Origin of the sequence: Terriglobus roseus DSM 18391, from assembly GCF_000265425.1 — a bacterium.
Taxonomy (GTDB): Bacteria; Acidobacteriota; Terriglobia; order Terriglobales; family Acidobacteriaceae; genus Terriglobus; species Terriglobus roseus.
This window is the reverse complement of sequence record NC_018014.1, coordinates 2951604-2966014: the sequence shown is the minus strand read 5'-3', so window position 1 is coordinate 2966014 and position 14411 is coordinate 2951604. Positions and strand designations below refer to the sequence as shown.

14 protein-coding genes and 1 tRNA gene are annotated in these 14411 nt (G+C 59.1%); 9 read left to right on the top strand and 6 right to left on the bottom strand.

Translation table 11 applies throughout. The features are described from left to right. Window positions 1–20: 20 nt before the first annotated feature. The 8 genes from TERRO_RS12160 to TERRO_RS12130 all read left to right on the top strand — a co-directional run bounded on the left by TERRO_RS12160 (window position 21) and on the right by TERRO_RS12130 (window position 5922). On the top strand, window positions 21–305 hold the full coding sequence (locus TERRO_RS12160) for a PspC domain-containing protein (protein ID WP_014785954.1): 285 nt from the start codon (window positions 21–23) through the stop codon (window positions 303–305). Window positions 306–417: 112 nt separating this feature from the next. Then, window positions 418–1686 carry a diaminopimelate decarboxylase gene (gene lysA, locus TERRO_RS12155; RefSeq protein WP_014785953.1) on the top strand — a complete coding sequence of 423 codons (1269 nt, stop codon included), beginning with the start codon at window positions 418–420 and terminating at the stop codon, window positions 1684–1686. A 46-nt stretch (window positions 1687–1732) separates the two neighbouring features. Next, entirely contained in the window at window positions 1733–2218 is a 486-nt protein-coding gene (locus TERRO_RS12150; protein ID WP_014785952.1) for a VOC family protein, read from the top strand. A gap of 199 nt (window positions 2219–2417) precedes the next feature. Continuing rightward, window positions 2418–3158 carry a YebC/PmpR family DNA-binding transcriptional regulator gene (locus TERRO_RS12145; RefSeq protein ID WP_014785951.1) on the top strand — a complete coding sequence of 247 codons (741 nt, stop codon included), beginning with the start codon at window positions 2418–2420 and terminating at the stop codon, window positions 3156–3158. Window positions 3159–3234: 76 nt separating this feature from the next. Beyond that, entirely contained in the window at window positions 3235–3726 is a 492-nt protein-coding gene (locus TERRO_RS12140; RefSeq protein WP_245536081.1) for a hypothetical protein, read from the top strand. Then, window positions 3707–3964: an acyloxyacyl hydrolase gene (locus tag TERRO_RS23665; protein ID WP_245536080.1), complete on the top strand. Its 258-nt coding sequence runs from the start codon at window positions 3707–3709 to the stop codon at window positions 3962–3964. The genes TERRO_RS12140 and TERRO_RS23665 overlap by 20 nt, the downstream gene beginning before the upstream one ends. A 27-nt stretch (window positions 3965–3991) precedes the next feature. After that, entirely contained in the window at window positions 3992–4942 is a 951-nt protein-coding gene (ftcD, locus tag TERRO_RS12135) for a glutamate formimidoyltransferase (protein WP_014785949.1), read from the top strand. 35 nt (window positions 4943–4977) lie between these two features. Continuing rightward, on the top strand, window positions 4978–5922 hold the full coding sequence (locus tag TERRO_RS12130) for a hypothetical protein (RefSeq protein WP_014785948.1): 945 nt from the start codon (window positions 4978–4980) through the stop codon (window positions 5920–5922). 201 nt (window positions 5923–6123) lie between these two features. Here the strand turns inward: TERRO_RS12130 and TERRO_RS12125 are convergent, their stop codons facing one another. Genes TERRO_RS12125 through TERRO_RS23925 form a run of 3 tightly spaced genes read right to left on the bottom strand, consistent with a single transcriptional unit; the run spans window position 6124 to window position 7035 of the window. After that, window positions 6124–6363 carry an anti-sigma factor family protein gene (locus TERRO_RS12125; RefSeq protein WP_014785947.1) on the bottom strand — a complete coding sequence of 80 codons (240 nt, stop codon included), beginning with the start codon at window positions 6361–6363 and terminating at the stop codon, window positions 6124–6126. After that, on the bottom strand, window positions 6360–6710 hold the full coding sequence (locus TERRO_RS23930; protein ID WP_425358492.1) for a sigma-70 family RNA polymerase sigma factor: 351 nt from the start codon (window positions 6708–6710) through the stop codon (window positions 6360–6362). Before TERRO_RS23930 ends, TERRO_RS12125 begins: the two co-directional genes overlap by 4 nt. Window positions 6711–6717: 7 nt before the next feature. After that, the gene (locus TERRO_RS23925; RefSeq protein WP_425358502.1) at window positions 6718–7035 is read right to left on the bottom strand and encodes an RNA polymerase sigma factor; all 318 of its coding nucleotides are present in this window, start codon (window positions 7033–7035) and stop codon (window positions 6718–6720) included. Window positions 7036–7547: 512 nt separating this feature from the next. Here TERRO_RS23925 and TERRO_RS12115 point away from each other — a divergent pair. Next, window positions 7548–9593 carry a lytic transglycosylase domain-containing protein gene (locus tag TERRO_RS12115; RefSeq protein ID WP_086011967.1) on the top strand — a complete coding sequence of 682 codons (2046 nt, stop codon included), beginning with the start codon at window positions 7548–7550 and terminating at the stop codon, window positions 9591–9593. Between the two features lie 18 nt (window positions 9594–9611). Here TERRO_RS12115 and TERRO_RS12110 read toward each other — a convergent pair. The 3 genes from TERRO_RS12110 to TERRO_RS22095 form a co-directional block, all read right to left on the bottom strand. Next, window positions 9612–9698: transfer RNA gene (locus TERRO_RS12110), tRNA-Leu, on the bottom strand. Window positions 9699–9793: 95 nt separating this feature from the next. Continuing rightward, window positions 9794–10858, bottom strand: a complete 1065-nt coding sequence (locus TERRO_RS12105; RefSeq protein WP_014785944.1) for an SDR family oxidoreductase — start codon at window positions 10856–10858, stop codon at window positions 9794–9796. A gap of 195 nt (window positions 10859–11053) precedes the next feature. Then, on the bottom strand, window positions 11054–14392 hold the full coding sequence (locus TERRO_RS22095; protein ID WP_014786167.1) for an apolipoprotein N-acyltransferase: 3339 nt from the start codon (window positions 14390–14392) through the stop codon (window positions 11054–11056). Window positions 14393–14411: the final 19 nt, after the last annotated feature.

Here is a 14411-nt window from a genome sequence, read left to right as displayed (position 1 = left end):
CGGCAGGAGGAGATTTCGTTATGAATGGACCACTGCTTCGTCCCCGTTATGACCGCAAGATCGCGGGTGTCTGCGCGGCTTTCGCCCGCGCCTATGGCTGGGATCTGACGCTGACACGGCTTGCGCTGGTGCTGCTGGTGTTCTTTGGCGGCGGCGGTTTGCTGGCTTACGTGATCTGCTGGGTCGTGATTCCGGAAGAGCCGCTTGCTTTGCCTTATGCGGGAACTTATCCGCCTCCGCCTGTGGGTTATCCGCCGGCAGACTATCCGCCGACAAATCCGCCCGCGCCGCCGCCATCTGTTTAGTCGGTGTCCTGGGGGAAGGCGTTGCCGCGACCCTGCTTGTGATGCGTGTCAAAAACTCGGCTAGCCTGTGTTGTACGACTGAGGTCTGCTCCGTTCAGATAGTCTGGATGGGATGAATCAGGGACGGCCTTTTGTGTATGCCGACGCGCGGCTCAAGTGCGACGGCGTTGATGTGGCGGAGCTTGCCGAGCAGTTCGGCACGCCGCTGTACGTATATTCCGCAAACCAGATTGCCGAGCGGGCCGGGCTGTTTCAGACGGCCTTTGCTGGCGTGTCTCACACCGTTTGTTACGCGGTGAAGGCGAACTCGTCGCTGGCGATCCTGAAGATGCTGGCCGCGCAGGGCTGCGGCTTCGACATTGTGAGCGGTGGGGAACTGGCGCGGGTGCTGGCCGCCGGTGGGCGTGATGTGGCGAGTCGCGTTGTGTTCTCTGGCGTGGGCAAGACCGCTGCCGAGATGGACGAGGCGCTGGATGCGGAGATTCTCCAGTTCAACGTGGAGAGCGAGCCAGAGCTAGAGTTGCTGGCGGCGCGTGCTGCGGCGAAGGGCAAGCGGGCGCGTATTGCTCTGCGTGTGAATCCTGATGTGAGTGCGGAGACGCATCCGTACATTTCGACCGGGCTGAGCGCGCACAAGTTTGGCATCGGCATCAAGCTGGCGCGAGCCGTGTACACGCGGGCTGCGGCGATGCCGTCGATCGAGACGACGGGCGTCAGCGTCCATATCGGTTCGCAGATCCGGCAGGTGGAGCCGTTTGCCGAGGCGCTGGCAAAGACGCTTGCACTGGTGGCGGAGTTGCGGAGTGACGGCCACCAGATTCGTTATGTGGATGCGGGTGGCGGGCTTGGGATCGAGTATGCGGACAAGGATTTTGACGCAGCCGAACAGGTCGCGCACTATGCCGCCGCACTGAAGAGTGCGTTGGGATCGATGGACGTACATCTGCTGCTGGAGCCAGGTCGCTTCCTGGTGGGACAGGCGGGCGCGCTGATCACGCGCGTGCTCTATCGCAAGCAGAATGGCGACAAGAAGTTTGTCATTGTCGATGCGGGCATGAACGATCTGATCCGTCCTGCTTTGTACCAGGCGCATCACGAGATTGTGCCGGTGGTGACGCGCGAGGGCTCGCTGGACGAGGAAGCCGACATTGTCGGTCCCGTATGCGAGAGCGGCGATTTCTTTGCGCGGGCGCGGACGCTGCCTGTCTCCGAGGACGGCGATCTGCTTGCTGTTCTGGATGCGGGTGCTTACGGGCTGTCGCTGAGTTCGAACTACAACACGCGTCTGCGACCAGCGGAGGTGCTGGTGGAATCGACCGGGGCACGGCTGGTGCGGCGTCGTGAGACGTACGAGGAGTTGTTCGCGCCAGAGATGCCGTAGACATGCGGTTCGTGCGACTGATTCGATATCGAAACATCGAATAGGGATGACGAATCCTATTGGCAGCGGCGTACGCATTGGTCATGTGCACCTGAAGGTGGCGGATCTTGATCGTGCGATTGCGTTCTACAGTGGCGTGCTTGGCTTTGCGGTGACGCAGAAGTTCGGCAACAGTGCCGCGTTTCTGTCGGCGGGTGGCTATCACCATCACATTGGCCTGAACACGTGGGAGAGCCTTGGTGGCAAGCCGCCGGCACCTGGCACGACCGGTCTGTATCACCTGGCGATCCTGTATCCGACGCGTGCGGAGCTTGGCGATGCGCTGAGGCGGCTGATCGCGGCGAATGTACCGCTGCAGGGTGCCTCCGACCACGGTGTGAGCGAGGCGATCTATCTTGCGGATCCGGATGGAAATGGCGTGGAGCTTTACTGGGATCGTCCGCAGGCGGAGTGGCCGGTGGATGCGGCAGGGAATCTGAAGATGGTGACGGGGCCACTGAATCTGCAGATGGTGCTGGACTCGGCCAAGTGAGTGTTGTGTGACGCGGTTCTGAGGGTGAGCCGCGTTGTCTCGGCGATAGAACCCACGTCTCAAAAGCGAGAGGTGGGGCGCCCGGTTCCGTGGTCGCATCACTGGGTCGAACGGGAAGGCCCCGGCTTGCTATACTTCGTTGGTTGCGGGCAGTCTTTGCTGTCAGCTTAGAACCAAAGAAAGTGCGGGGTTTCAGTCGATGTCAGGCCACTCAAAATGGGCAACCATCAAGCATAAGAAGGGCGCTGCGGACGCCAAGCGCGGCAAGGTGTTCACGCGCCTGATCAAGGAAATTACGGTTGCAGCCAAGCAGGGCGGCGGCGACCCGGACGGCAATCCGCGCCTTCGCACGGCCATTCTGGCCGCCAAGGCCGAGAATATGCCGGCAGACAACATCAAGCGCGCGATTCAGCGAGGCACGGGCGAACTGGAAGGCCTGAGCTACGAAGAGATCACGTATGAGGGCTACGGTCCTGGCGGCGTCGCGGTGATCATCGAAGTGCTGACGGACAACCGCAATCGCGCGGTCAGCGAGATTCGCCATGCCTTCAGCAAGAATGGCGGCAACCTGGGTGAGTCGGGTTCGGTGGGTTACATCTTCACGAAGAAGGGCGTTATCGTCGTTCCGAAGGAAGGTGCGGACGAGGACAAGATCACCGAGATCGTGCTGGATGCGGGCGCAGACGACCTGAGTGAAGAAGGCGATCACTGGGAGATCTACACCACGCCGAAGGACTTCGAGGCCGTTCGGGATGCCGTGACCAAGGCTGGCTTCAAGCCGGAACATGCTGAGATCACGATGGTGCCGTCGACGTACCAGAAGCTGGAAGGTTCGCAGGCCAATGCGATGATGCGTCTGCTGGAGGTGCTGGAAGACCTGGATGATACGCAGAATCTTTACAGCAACTTCGATATGGACGAGTCGCAGGTTCCCGCATAATCGCAGGGAACAGGTTGCAGGAAACAGCAGGCCGCCGGGCTTCGGCGGCTTTGCTTTGCAGGAAGAGCGAGGGCGGATGCGGAAGTTGTTTGGGGTAGCGACTGCGATGTTTGCGATGGTCACTGGCGCTCAAGGCCATGCGCAGATGATGCCGCAGGAGGCGCCAGTACAGGCAGTCACAAGCGGTACGCCGTGGGAGTATGGTGTCCTGTTCCAGGGCGGCAAAGGCTTCACTCAGAATCGCGACGGCTTCAAGTTCTTCATGGCCGGTGCGCACGTGGGCAAGGTGCTGACGCCTGTTTACGGCAAGGGCGTCCTGCGTGGCAATTTTGAGTACGCAGGTGAGATCTTCCCGTACTGGCAGTCGAACACGCCGAAGTTTCAGCGTTACAACTGCGTCGCGACGCCGAATCCGATTGTGCTGGACTGCGCGGGGCCCTATACGGTTGGCGGCACGTATCACGGTGTGTCGATTACGCCGATCATCCTGCGGTGGAACTTCACGCATGGCAAGCGCATCATGCCGTGGGTGGCAGGCCGCTGGTGGCGTGCTCTGGACGAACCATAAGTATCCCGCGTACGGTCAGGGGGAAGTAAACCTGGTGAACTCTGGTCCGGGATCGGGCGCGAGCGTTTGGAACTTCACGCCGCAGGGTGGCATTGGCGTGCATTATTTTGTGAAGCCGAAGCAGTCGCTGGATCTGGGTGCGAATGGCATCCATATCTCGTCGGCTAGCCTGGGCGATCGTAATCCAGGCGTGAACGCAAGTGTTCAGTTTTCGCTTGGGTATAGCTGGTGGAAGTAACGCAAGACGGACTGTGATGTTGCTGTGATGGCTGAACCTATTGTCGAGTGCGTCCCCAACTTTTCAGAGGGACGAGATGAACGTGTTGTTCGCGAGATTGTGCGGGCGATGCGGGTGTACGGGGTCAGTCTGCTGGACTGGTCTATGGACCCCGCGCATAACCGAAGCGTGGTGACGGTAGCAGGCGCGCCCGATGCCGTGGCCGAGGCGGCGATTCGTGCGGTGGGCCGGGCCGCGCAGTTAATCGACCTTACCGGCCAGCATGGTGTGCATCCGCGCATTGGCGCTGCGGACGTGGTGCCATTTGTGCCGGTTTCGAATTACTCGCTGGGACAGTGTGCCGTGCTGGCGCACCATGCCGGGATTGAGATCTGGAAGCGTTTTGGCGTGCCTGTTTACTTTTATGAGGCGGCTGCGCGCCGGCCGGATCGCATACGGCTGGAGGATGTTCGTCGAGGCCAGTTTGAAGGGCTGCAGCGGGATGTTCGGTCGGACTCAGGTCGGCACCCGGATGTCGGATCGACGGAACTGCACCCGACTGCTGGTGCGAGCGCGGTGGGTGCGCGGCAGTTCCTGATTGCTTACAACATCTATCTGGAGAAGGGCGATCTGCACGCGGCGCGCGCGATTGCGAAGGATCTGCGCGCTTCCAATGGCGGGATGTTCGGTGTGAAGGCGATGGGCGTGCTCGTGGATGGGCGGGCGCAGGTCAGCATGAACATCACGGACTTCCGCACGACGCCTGTTGCTGATGTGCATGCATCGGTCTGCCGCCTGGCACGTTTGCATGGTGCAGATGTGGGGGATGGCGAGGTGATTGGCCTGGTGCCGAAGGCTGCATGCCTCTCGCAGACGGGCGATGGCCTACCACTTTGGTTGCAGCAGGTGCCTGAATTTCAGCCAGAAGACAAGATTTTGGAGCACCGACTTGAATCGCCGATGAATTGGCCTGACGATTCAGTCGCCGCAGACGTCTAAAATCGCAGTGAGTAAGTTTCGGAGGCAAGATAGTGATGAAGATTGCAGCACGTGCGGTTCTGTTGGGTGTGGTTGGTCTGCTGGCGGTTGGCGGCGCGCGGGCGTCGCAGTTGAGCAGTGACGCCAAGGCCGCAATCCCGAAGGACGTGCAGCAGTTGATCGTGGTGGACTATCGCGCGATGCAGGGTTCGTCTGCAGCGATGAACCTGAAGGCACGCATCATGCCGCCGGAACTCACACGTCTTGAGACCGCCTTGCGCAACAGCGGTATGAAGGTCGATCGCGACGCCGATACGTTGGCCTTTGCTGCCTTCCGCACCGGGCAGCAGGTACATACGGTTGGCATCGCACAGGGACAGTTCAACACTGCTTCGATCCTTGGCACGTTTGCCAAGAACAAGACGAAGCCGCTGGTGCTGCGCAACTACAATATCTACCCGATGGGTGCTGCGGGCATGAGCGTTGTGTTTCTGAACCAGACGACGATGATCTTTGGTGATGCTTCAGCGGTCCGTGCGGGGCTGGATTCGCGGGATGGCATCACGGAGAACATGTTGCAGAACGGCGACATGATGAACGAGATGAATGTTGTGGATTCACGTGCCATCTGGAGCCTGCTGGATCAGAAGGGAACGCAGACGATGATGCGTTCCGTGTTAGGCGAGGCGGCGGCGCTGACGGACTATGACAGCGTAAAGAACCGGATGAGAAGTTCCCGCTATACTCTTGACTTTGCGAACGGCATCCACTTCAACATGGCTGTCGTCATGAGCGACACGATGACTGCTGCGACTGCTGCAGCGCTGATGAAGGGCGTTGTCCTGATGAAGCAAGTGCAGGGCAGCACGATGGAGAAGACTGCGATGACTGAGACGCAGGTGGACTCGAGCGCGGGTACGCTTCAGGTGTCTTATGCGTCAAGCGAGGGCCAGTTCTCGGATCTGTTGAACTCGCCGCTGTTTCAGCAAGTCGTCAAGTAGACAGGTCTTCAGGAAGGGCCGGACGCGTATGCGTCCGGCCCTTTCCTGTTTCCGGGAATCGAGTCGCTTCTGGGGGCGTCGAAAGCCATCGCAGGCGGATGAACACTCTGCGACCCAACACCTAGCGGCGATCCGACTAGCCTTCAGGCGTGGAGCTGCGTTGAGGCTGTTTCGTCGCGCCGGCCCGCTACAAAGGTGTGTCTAGGCTCTAGGGGTGGTACAGGCAGCCATGATGCGTGCGACCGTTCGCTCGCGCACTTCATCGGTCAGGTCGTAGACCTGATGGTCACGATAGACACGGATGGTCTTTCGGGTAGTGTCGACGAGAATCTCGCAGTGGTGGCATTCGCACAGGTGCGACTGGATCTCCTCCAGGAGCTGAGGCTCGACGTCGCCGTCGAAGTAATCGGTCATCTGCGCAAGAAACTCGGTGCAGGTCACGGCTTGATGCTCCCGTCCTTACGCTTCATGTAGCGGCTCAGCCTTTCGCGAAGCTGGAGCCGTGCACGAAGCAATCTTGACTTTACAGCCGGCACACTCAGACCAAGTGCTGTTGCCGTCTCTTCGGTCGACAGGTTTTCGATGTCTCGAAGTGTGAAAACGGTGCGAAATCCTGGCGACAAGCCTGCAATTGTCTTCTGCAGGATCTCTCCCAGCTCGGAAGTACCGTACTGCTGCTCAGGGTCGGGTGTCCAATCGGCGAAATCGCGAGGGATCGAACCCTCTTCAGTCTGAACATCCTGATCCATAGAGACGGTGCGACTGGTTTTGCGCTTGCGCAGGCGCATCAGGCTCTCATTGACCGCGATGCGGGTGAGCCAAGTGGAGAACTTGCTGTTGCCCCTGGAACTGATCCAGCTTGCCGTACGCCTTCATGAAGACGTCCTGAGTGATGTCTTCGGCGTCTTCGCGATTCTGGGTGATGTGCTGGGCGACGCGAAAGATCTGGCGGTCATACTGGCGCACCAGTTTTTCGAAGGCGGCTGTGTCGCCGTGGCGCGCAGCGTCTACCAACGCTACGTCGGGGTGACCTCTTCTACTCCGGGCTGTTCGACGACGGGTGGCATCTGCTAGTTGCAGTGTACTTCCGGCGGTGAGGGAGAGCAACGCCATCTGCTGCATTCCGTGGACATTGGTTGCGACGGAGGGCGATGTGAGACGTCGTAATCAAGTGTGGTTCGCGGAAATCTGCCCTGAACAGTGCGAAGGGCGTTTCTGCATCCTAGAGTGGAGACGTGAAGCACATCCTTTACCCCGTATCTGTTCTGGCCGTATCGGCGTTGTTGCTGCCGCTGGCGACGCTGGCTGCTCCCCAGAAACATACCGCGGCGAAGAAGCCTGCTGCGCGCGCGACGGCAGCTCATGGCAAGGTTGCCACAGCCTCGCGTGGGGCATCGGCTGCTCGTGCATCGGGTGGGGGACGGCACGCAGCTGCTCCATCACGCTCGGCTTCGGCAAGGTCAGCTTCAACTCGGTCCACCTCAGTCCGAAGCAGGGGAGGCAAGGCTGCACCGGCTGCCTTGCGTGGTGGACCGCACGCTCGCACGACTCAGGTTGAGTCGGTTCCGACGGCACAGAGTCGTAGCTTGAGTTCGGCGTTCACGGCGTCGTCTACGCTGCGGCCGATGGCACAGCAGCTTGCATCTTCACGGTCTGCGGCGGCATTTGCAGGTGTTGAGAACTATGCGGCGGCCCATCCTGGTGAGGGCGCTGCTGCCGCTTACCTTTCGATGGGACACGCTTATGCGGCGGATCGTCGTTATGGCGAAGCGGTTAACGCGTACCGCTCTGCTGCGGCGCAGGGTACGGCCTTGCGCGATTACGCGGAATACCTGGGTGCACAGGCTGCGCTGAACAATCACGACACGTCCACGGCCGCGAATCTGCTGAACAACTTCGCGCAGAAGTATCCCGGTAGCATCTTCATTCCGAGCGCGCCTGTGACCCTGGCGAACGCGTATCTTGTGGCGAACGATGCAACGGGCGCCCTGCGATCACTGGCGACACTGATGGGCCAGTCCAAGGCGCAGAGCGCCGACTACCTGTTTGCGGAGGCCCGGGCGCACCAGATGGCGGGCGATACGAACGCGGCTGCGGCGATCTATCGACAGATTTATGTTCGCCTGCCGTTTTCACCGGAGGCCGCGCAGTCCCGTACAGCATTGCAGGCGATGAACGCCGGCCCGACTGCCGGTGAGCGGAAGCTGCATGCCGATGCGCTGTTTAACGCAAAGCGTTATGCGGATGCAGGGTCCGAGTACGACTCCATTCAGAAGAACGACAGCACGCTGTCGCAGGCGGACCGTGATGCACTGGCGATCTATGCTGCCGTTTGCGATCTGCGGTTGAAACGCCTTTCGCGTCATGATGCAGAGCGGCTGCCGGATACGGGCGATGATAGTGCCGCACTGAAGCTTTATATGCTCGCGGAGATTTCGCGGACAGAGGGCGACCAGGCCGGACACACCGCCATCCTGACGCAGATGGAGCAGCGGTTTCCGCACAGCCGCTGGCTTGAAGAAGCTTTGTACTCCGGCGGCAATATGTACCTGCTGAAACGGAACTCCACGCAGGCAATCGAGCACTATTCGAAATTGTTCGAACTGTTCCCAAACAGCACGTATGCGCCGTCAGCGCACTGGCGTTCCGCCTGGCTGAACTATCGGCTGCGTAACTACGCGGAAGCCGCGCGGCTGATGGAAGAGCAGGTGGTGAAGTATCCCATGAGCCAGGAGGCGCCAAACGCGCTCTACTGGCGGGGACGTTTGTACGAAGACCCTGAGCGTAACTTTTCGCAGGCGGCGAATTTTTATACGGCACTTTCGAATACCTATCGCAATTACTACTATGCGAACCTGGCGCGTCAGCGATTGAAGCTGATGGGGCCGCAGGCAGCGGTAGAACCGGCTGTAGCGCTGTCGAGTGTACGCACACCTCCCGCGCCGACGCTGGTGGCTGCACTGCCGGAGAACGATCCGCACCTGATCAAGGCCCGCCTGCTGGCCAACGCTGCGTTGAACGAGTTTATTGCGCCGGAGATCCAGGCGAGCGGCACGGCGTCTCAGTGGGGATCGCTGGCAGAGGCGGAGATCTGGACGAGCTTTGGCGAGAATGTTCGCGCACTTCAGGCGGTGAAGCGCGGCGGCAGTGGCCTGTACACGCTGCCCGTCAGTGAGGTTCCGACACAATACTGGCAACTGCTGTTTCCGAGGCCCTACTGGAGCGATCTGACTGCGAGTGCGCAGGCCCAGGGGCTGGACCCCTACCTGGTAGCGTCGCTGATCCGGCAGGAGAGTGAATTTAACCCCGGTGCTATTTCGCGTGCGAATGCGATGGGTCTGATGCAGTTGCTGCCGGCTGTGGGGAAACAGCAAGCGAAGCGGATTGGGATGGGGAAATTTGCGCCGGCGCAGTTGTTGAATCCGTCCATCAATCTGCGGCTGGGCACGGCAAACCTTCGGCAGGTGTTGGACCGATTCAATGGCACGCCGGAGTATGCGCTGGCGGCCTACAACGCAGGCGATGTGCCGATCCGGAACTGGATGGGCGAGAACAACTACAAGGATCTGCCTGAGTTTGTGGAGTCCATTCCGTACACAGAGACTCGCGAATACGTGCAAAGCATCCTGCGCAATCGCGAGATGTATCGGCAGCTTTACGGCGGCAGCTAGCTGGGTTCCTGAAGTGATTGGTGCCCGGGGCCGGACTCGAACCGGCACGACCGTTAAGGTCTGCGGATTTTAAGTCCGCTGTGTCTGCCATTTCACCACCCGGGCGTAGTTCAAGTTTATCTGCATTTTGCATGAAGGTCGGGCCTGATCGTTGTTTGCGATCAGGCCCGATGCTTCTGTGCGATTTGCGAGGATTTGCTTTACGGGATGAGCTGCGCCTCCCGGAGGCGGGTGAAGAGGTCGAAGAAGCTGTCGTCCGTGGCCTGATAGTCGAGGAAGCCCATCTTGCGGCTCTTGCTCATATCGGTCATGACTTCGATCGGCCGGCCAAGGTCGGCGTCGGTGTGCCATGGAGAAATCAGCGTATCTAACTTGGGCTCGTTCAGCTGGTACTTCGCTGCTATCTCGGACCAAATGGGTGCCGCGTTGGCGAGTTGAGCTTCGAGGGGAGTGATCTGGTCAGGGAAAGGGGCGGCTTCGATACCGAACCAGTCGGCGATGCGCTGCCACATCCAGCTCCAACGGAAGACGTCTCCGTTGACGACGTTAAAGGCCTGGTCGCGTGCGGCAGGCGTTGTTCCTGCCCATGACAGCTGGCGCGCAAGCAGGCGGGCGTCTGTCATGTCGGTCAGGCCATTCCACTGCGCGGCAGATCCTGGGAAGATAAACGGGCGTCCGGTTTCGCGGCAGATGGAGGCGTAGGCAGCGAGGGTTACGCCCATGTTCATGGCGTTGCCGACTGCGTAGCCGATGATTGTGTGCGGGCGATGGACGCTCCAGCCGAAGCCTTGCCGCTTCGCTGCTGCAAAGACCTCGTCCTCCTGCGCATAGTAGAAATTCTCGATGTCCAGGCGGCCCTGTTCTTCGCGGAACGGCGTCGCGGGAAGCTTTCCTTTGCCATACGCTTCAAACGGTCCAAGGTAGTGTTTCAGGCCGGTGACGAGACCGACGTGCTCTACGGAGTTGGACTTCGAAACCGCTTCGAGAAGGTTGCGGACCATGGTGCTGTTTACGCGGATGTTCTCGGCTTCAGTCGGCTGACGCATCCACGTGGTGGTGTAAACGTGGGTGGGTTTGATGTCTTTGAGCGCCGTTGCGAGTGCGGAGGGGTCGAGTAGATCAGCAGGGACGGCATGGATGCCTACGGAGCTAACCGCCTTACGCGCCAGACCGTAGACCGCCCAGTCCTGATCCGCAAGGTGGGTTGCGAGATTGAGGCCAACGATACCGGTCGAGCCTACTACGAGAGCCGTTTTCTGAGCCAATGAAACTCCTTCTCACGCCCGTTGTTTTGGGACGATACACAGTGATTGGATGTTCCAGGCGGTCGAACGAATCAGGTAAGCGGCGGGTCAATGTCCGACGTTGCGGTCTCTGACGAAGGGCCGGAAAGCGCTGGACTGTGCAGCGCTTTCGGTCGCGGTTGCCACGTGTAAAGCCAAGTATTTCTGCACGTCAGCCTACGGCAGATTTGGCGTCCATTGACCGCAGCGTTCGATTTCTTCTGCGATGTGTATGCCGAGCCGGCGATAGCTTTCGAAAGTCTCCTCATCGAACCACTGATTGGCCGTTGAGTCGTTAGGGAAAGCTGCATTGCCAAGTCGCTGCTTCAGGAGGTCGCCCGACTCGCCCGGCAGGTTGGTGATGGCGCCGGAGTTTGCTTTTTTGAATTGCGGGGTCTGCCCGGTGAGCGAGGCTTTGATGTAAAGGATGCGACCGGTTATCGGGGCTTCGTCGTCCATGCGTTCGGGATATCTCACGGTTCCAGATACAAAGTGACATTTGCTGACGGGATATCCGAGCTGTGGATCCATCTGCGGCCGTAGGTTTCCTAAGTTGAGGTCGATCTCGACGCCGAAGTCGATGCGGCAACGCTGGATCGCATTTCCTATACCTCCGAAGGTGAAGGCATGATCCTCCTCTGCGTCGCAGACGACGACGAAGCGGCAGCGCCTTCGTATGAGTTCATAAAGACCCATGTTTTCAAAGTGACCACCGTCGGTGAGATAGACGAAGTCTGATGAGTCCGTCACGGAGCCTCGTAACTCATTGATGAGAGATCCTGCAGGGAAACGTGGCGACGGTGTTTCGTCCGCATCAAACAACTGCGTCGAAGAGCACGCCTGCCCAGCGTATTTCGATGTGCGGGGATTGCGTAACCACCAGCCCAGGCGAACGTTAAACATGGTCATCAAGAAGGCAGTGGCAGGGCTGGTGTGGTAACCCCAGTTCGGGCTGACTGCGGCGCCGGAGATCGCTACTGCAGTCGCCATGTTGATGCCGCCATTGGGGTAGGCGAATGTACGGGTTGGGACGTAGCCGTTGTAGCTGAGGACATGTTTTTTTATGCCAGTTGTCCAACCTACGTGGTAGCCGGAATAGAGCGGCGTGAATATGAAGGATGCCGCCTTTCTTTGCTGCCAGGCTAGATCTTCCCCGAAGGTCAAGTTCAAGGTTGAGCAGAAGATTGGAAACGGTCCTTTGTACTTATCGACACGAAAGGTGGAGAGCACGGTGTCCTTTGTGTCTCCTTCGTCAAACCCGGTCAAAGGGTCTGGCTTACGTTTCCGATTTGTCGCTCCGAGATAACAACGAGTCAGCCGGTTGCGGTAGAAGGTGTGCATTGAGAATTCGTTGATGTCGACTCGCCAACCGAACAAGCAAAAGACGGAAAGAAGTCCGCCGATAACGAGACAAGGATAGAGGTGGGGGTGAGTAAGTGAGAGGCTAAGCGCTTTGTCGACGGCCCATGCGAGCAGGAGCATCAGCCCTGTGACGAAGACATAAGGGCCTACGACTGCGAGAAGGTTGAGCGCCTTTACGCTGCTGCTGGTCCCGGTGGTTTCTCCCTGTGTCTTGGGGCTCTTGGCCGCTAAGACGCTGCCAAAGGTCGTCAGAACCCATCCGATCAACGCCGACGGACGACCGTGGGGCGTGCTATCCCAGATCGCCAAGAGCAGAGGTCTAGTGAGGAGGGATGCTCCGAACCACGCAGCCCATGTCACACCGATGATGAAGCTCCATGCACGGATGCTGGCGAGCCACTCCCTAAGCCAGTCTGCGAAGTCCCTGCCGATGAGGCCGGCGAGAAGTACCTGTGAGAAAAATGGCACGCTTAGAAAGAGTGGAGGGCCGGCAACGAGGATGAGGCGCCACGGATCAAAGCCGTGGCCATAGAGGTGAAACTTTGCGGCGAGAAGTGGTAGTCCGGAGAAGACTGCCCAGGTCATCAGGAGAAACCACGCTGTGGCCCCTGCCGCGGCGACTGCAGACAGGCTGAGGATGAGGCCGCCAATGACCTGGATTTTCACCCACAACCGGCGTAGACCACTGTTCGACTCATCGAAAGCGTTCAGTGTTTCGAATGCCTGCTGTGCGCCGCCTGCGTGAACAACGGTCGCGTTTGCGACGAAAAGCAGAAGGAAGACCACGTAGGAAAGTGCAAACTTGGATTGTTCCCAGGCTCGGTCGTTGTTTAGGAAACCTGTTACGCACAGGCTTGAGAGCAACAGGAACGCAACTATCGCCTGGGCTGCTCCCTGGCCGCCTTCCGCCGATCCGCTTTCTCCATCGCCGCCCTCGGCTGGTCCGCTTTCTTCCTGGCAGTCAGCATGATTCCGTGCACGCTTCAGCCAGAACGCTGTCGTCGCGACACCGATCGCAAACAGGATGATTGCGCCGAGGGCGAGTAACGTTCCGCTGTGGCATAGTGGGGTGACTACGCCTCTTATGTACTTCCACCACACAGATAGCTTGAAGTTGAACTTATCGGACCGGGACGTCAATGTGCAGAGAGGCTGCCATACGTGGCGAAAGGGGAGATCCATGGTCTCTAACAATGTTGATCGTGAAGCGTCGTGGGACTGGGGATGCCGGGTTGAATTCCGCGATGTAAAGAAGTGCGGTACAAGTACCAACAGCAGGAGGCTTGAGATAAGAACCAGTTGGTTCAGGAACGTATTTCTGAGCCAGATTGCGAAGACGACCCAGGTGTCCTGTTTGAAGAATCCCTTGTCCGGGGTGAGATAACTGGAGTAACGCCGGAGCCATGTCAGGGCGGCCGGATGGAGAGGGTCGCAGTGGGGCGCGGGTAGCGGAATTAGATGGTGAATTACTTGTTTGAAGTCAGTCTCACGCTTGATCCATGCTGCAAACCACTGATGAATGTACCCCCCGCCAGATACGGTCGAAAGGTAATCAAAATTTTCAAGGATTGATTTTCCGTTAATGACTTGTGCTGCCATGCCCTGCAGAAGACCGAGATTGAAGGTGGCGCTCCGGATGCCACCGCCGGAGAAACAGAGGCCAGCGACGCGGTTTTGATGCATCCACTGATAGGGGGCGGACTTCGCGTCGATGTCATCTTGCTTTGGGCCATCTTGCTTTGGGGCATCTGCGGCAGCTCGGCGTTTTTTGATCTCGTCGATCTCTTTCTCCACGAGCCAACGGCTTGGTGTGTAGTTCACCAGTAGAGAGACACGCGATTGCAGTTCCGGACGTTTTGCAAGGCAGTGGGCAAGTTCAAGGATCGGAGCCAAGCCGGATCCGGATCTGGATCTTGTCTTGCACCTCTCCAAGTCACGCTGAGCCGCACGGTTGAGTTCCTTTTGCTCTTTGAGGGGGAACTTCAAAATTGTCTCGGCGAGGCGATAGATGTAGTCGTTCGCAGCGGGCGTACCGGGGGGTGTCCCTGTTGGAGGTGGATTGCTCTCGCGCACCGATGCGTTTGCCTCGGGATGGACCAATGAGGACTGTGGTTGGGTTTCTTGAGACTTTCTACTCCAGAATGATTTGAACATTGCGCCTCCCTTGATCCTG

Excerpts from the sequence above, each read along its gene's own strand:
- TERRO_RS12160 (WP_014785954.1), top strand. The coding sequence starts at position 21 with ATGAATGGACCACTGCTTCGTCCCCGTTATGACCGCAAGATCGCGGGT.
- lysA (WP_014785953.1), top strand. The coding sequence starts at position 418 with ATGAATCAGGGACGGCCTTTTGTGTATGCCGACGCGCGGCTCAAGTGC.
- TERRO_RS12150 (WP_014785952.1), top strand. The coding sequence starts at position 1,733 with ATGACGAATCCTATTGGCAGCGGCGTACGCATTGGTCATGTGCACCTG.
- TERRO_RS12145 (WP_014785951.1), top strand. The coding sequence starts at position 2,418 with ATGTCAGGCCACTCAAAATGGGCAACCATCAAGCATAAGAAGGGCGCT.
- TERRO_RS12140 (WP_245536081.1), top strand. The coding sequence starts at position 3,235 with ATGCGGAAGTTGTTTGGGGTAGCGACTGCGATGTTTGCGATGGTCACT.
- ftcD (WP_014785949.1), top strand. The coding sequence starts at position 3,992 with ATGGCTGAACCTATTGTCGAGTGCGTCCCCAACTTTTCAGAGGGACGA.
- TERRO_RS12130 (WP_014785948.1), top strand. The coding sequence starts at position 4,978 with ATGAAGATTGCAGCACGTGCGGTTCTGTTGGGTGTGGTTGGTCTGCTG.
- TERRO_RS23930 (WP_425358492.1), bottom strand. The coding sequence starts at position 6,710 with ATGCGCCTGCGCAAGCGCAAAACCAGTCGCACCGTCTCTATGGATCAG.
- TERRO_RS23925 (WP_425358502.1), bottom strand. The coding sequence starts at position 7,035 with ATGGCGTTGCTCTCCCTCACCGCCGGAAGTACACTGCAACTAGCAGAT.
- TERRO_RS12115 (WP_086011967.1), top strand. The coding sequence starts at position 7,548 with ATGGCACAGCAGCTTGCATCTTCACGGTCTGCGGCGGCATTTGCAGGT.
- TERRO_RS22095 (WP_014786167.1), bottom strand. The coding sequence starts at position 14,392 with ATGTTCAAATCATTCTGGAGTAGAAAGTCTCAAGAAACCCAACCACAG.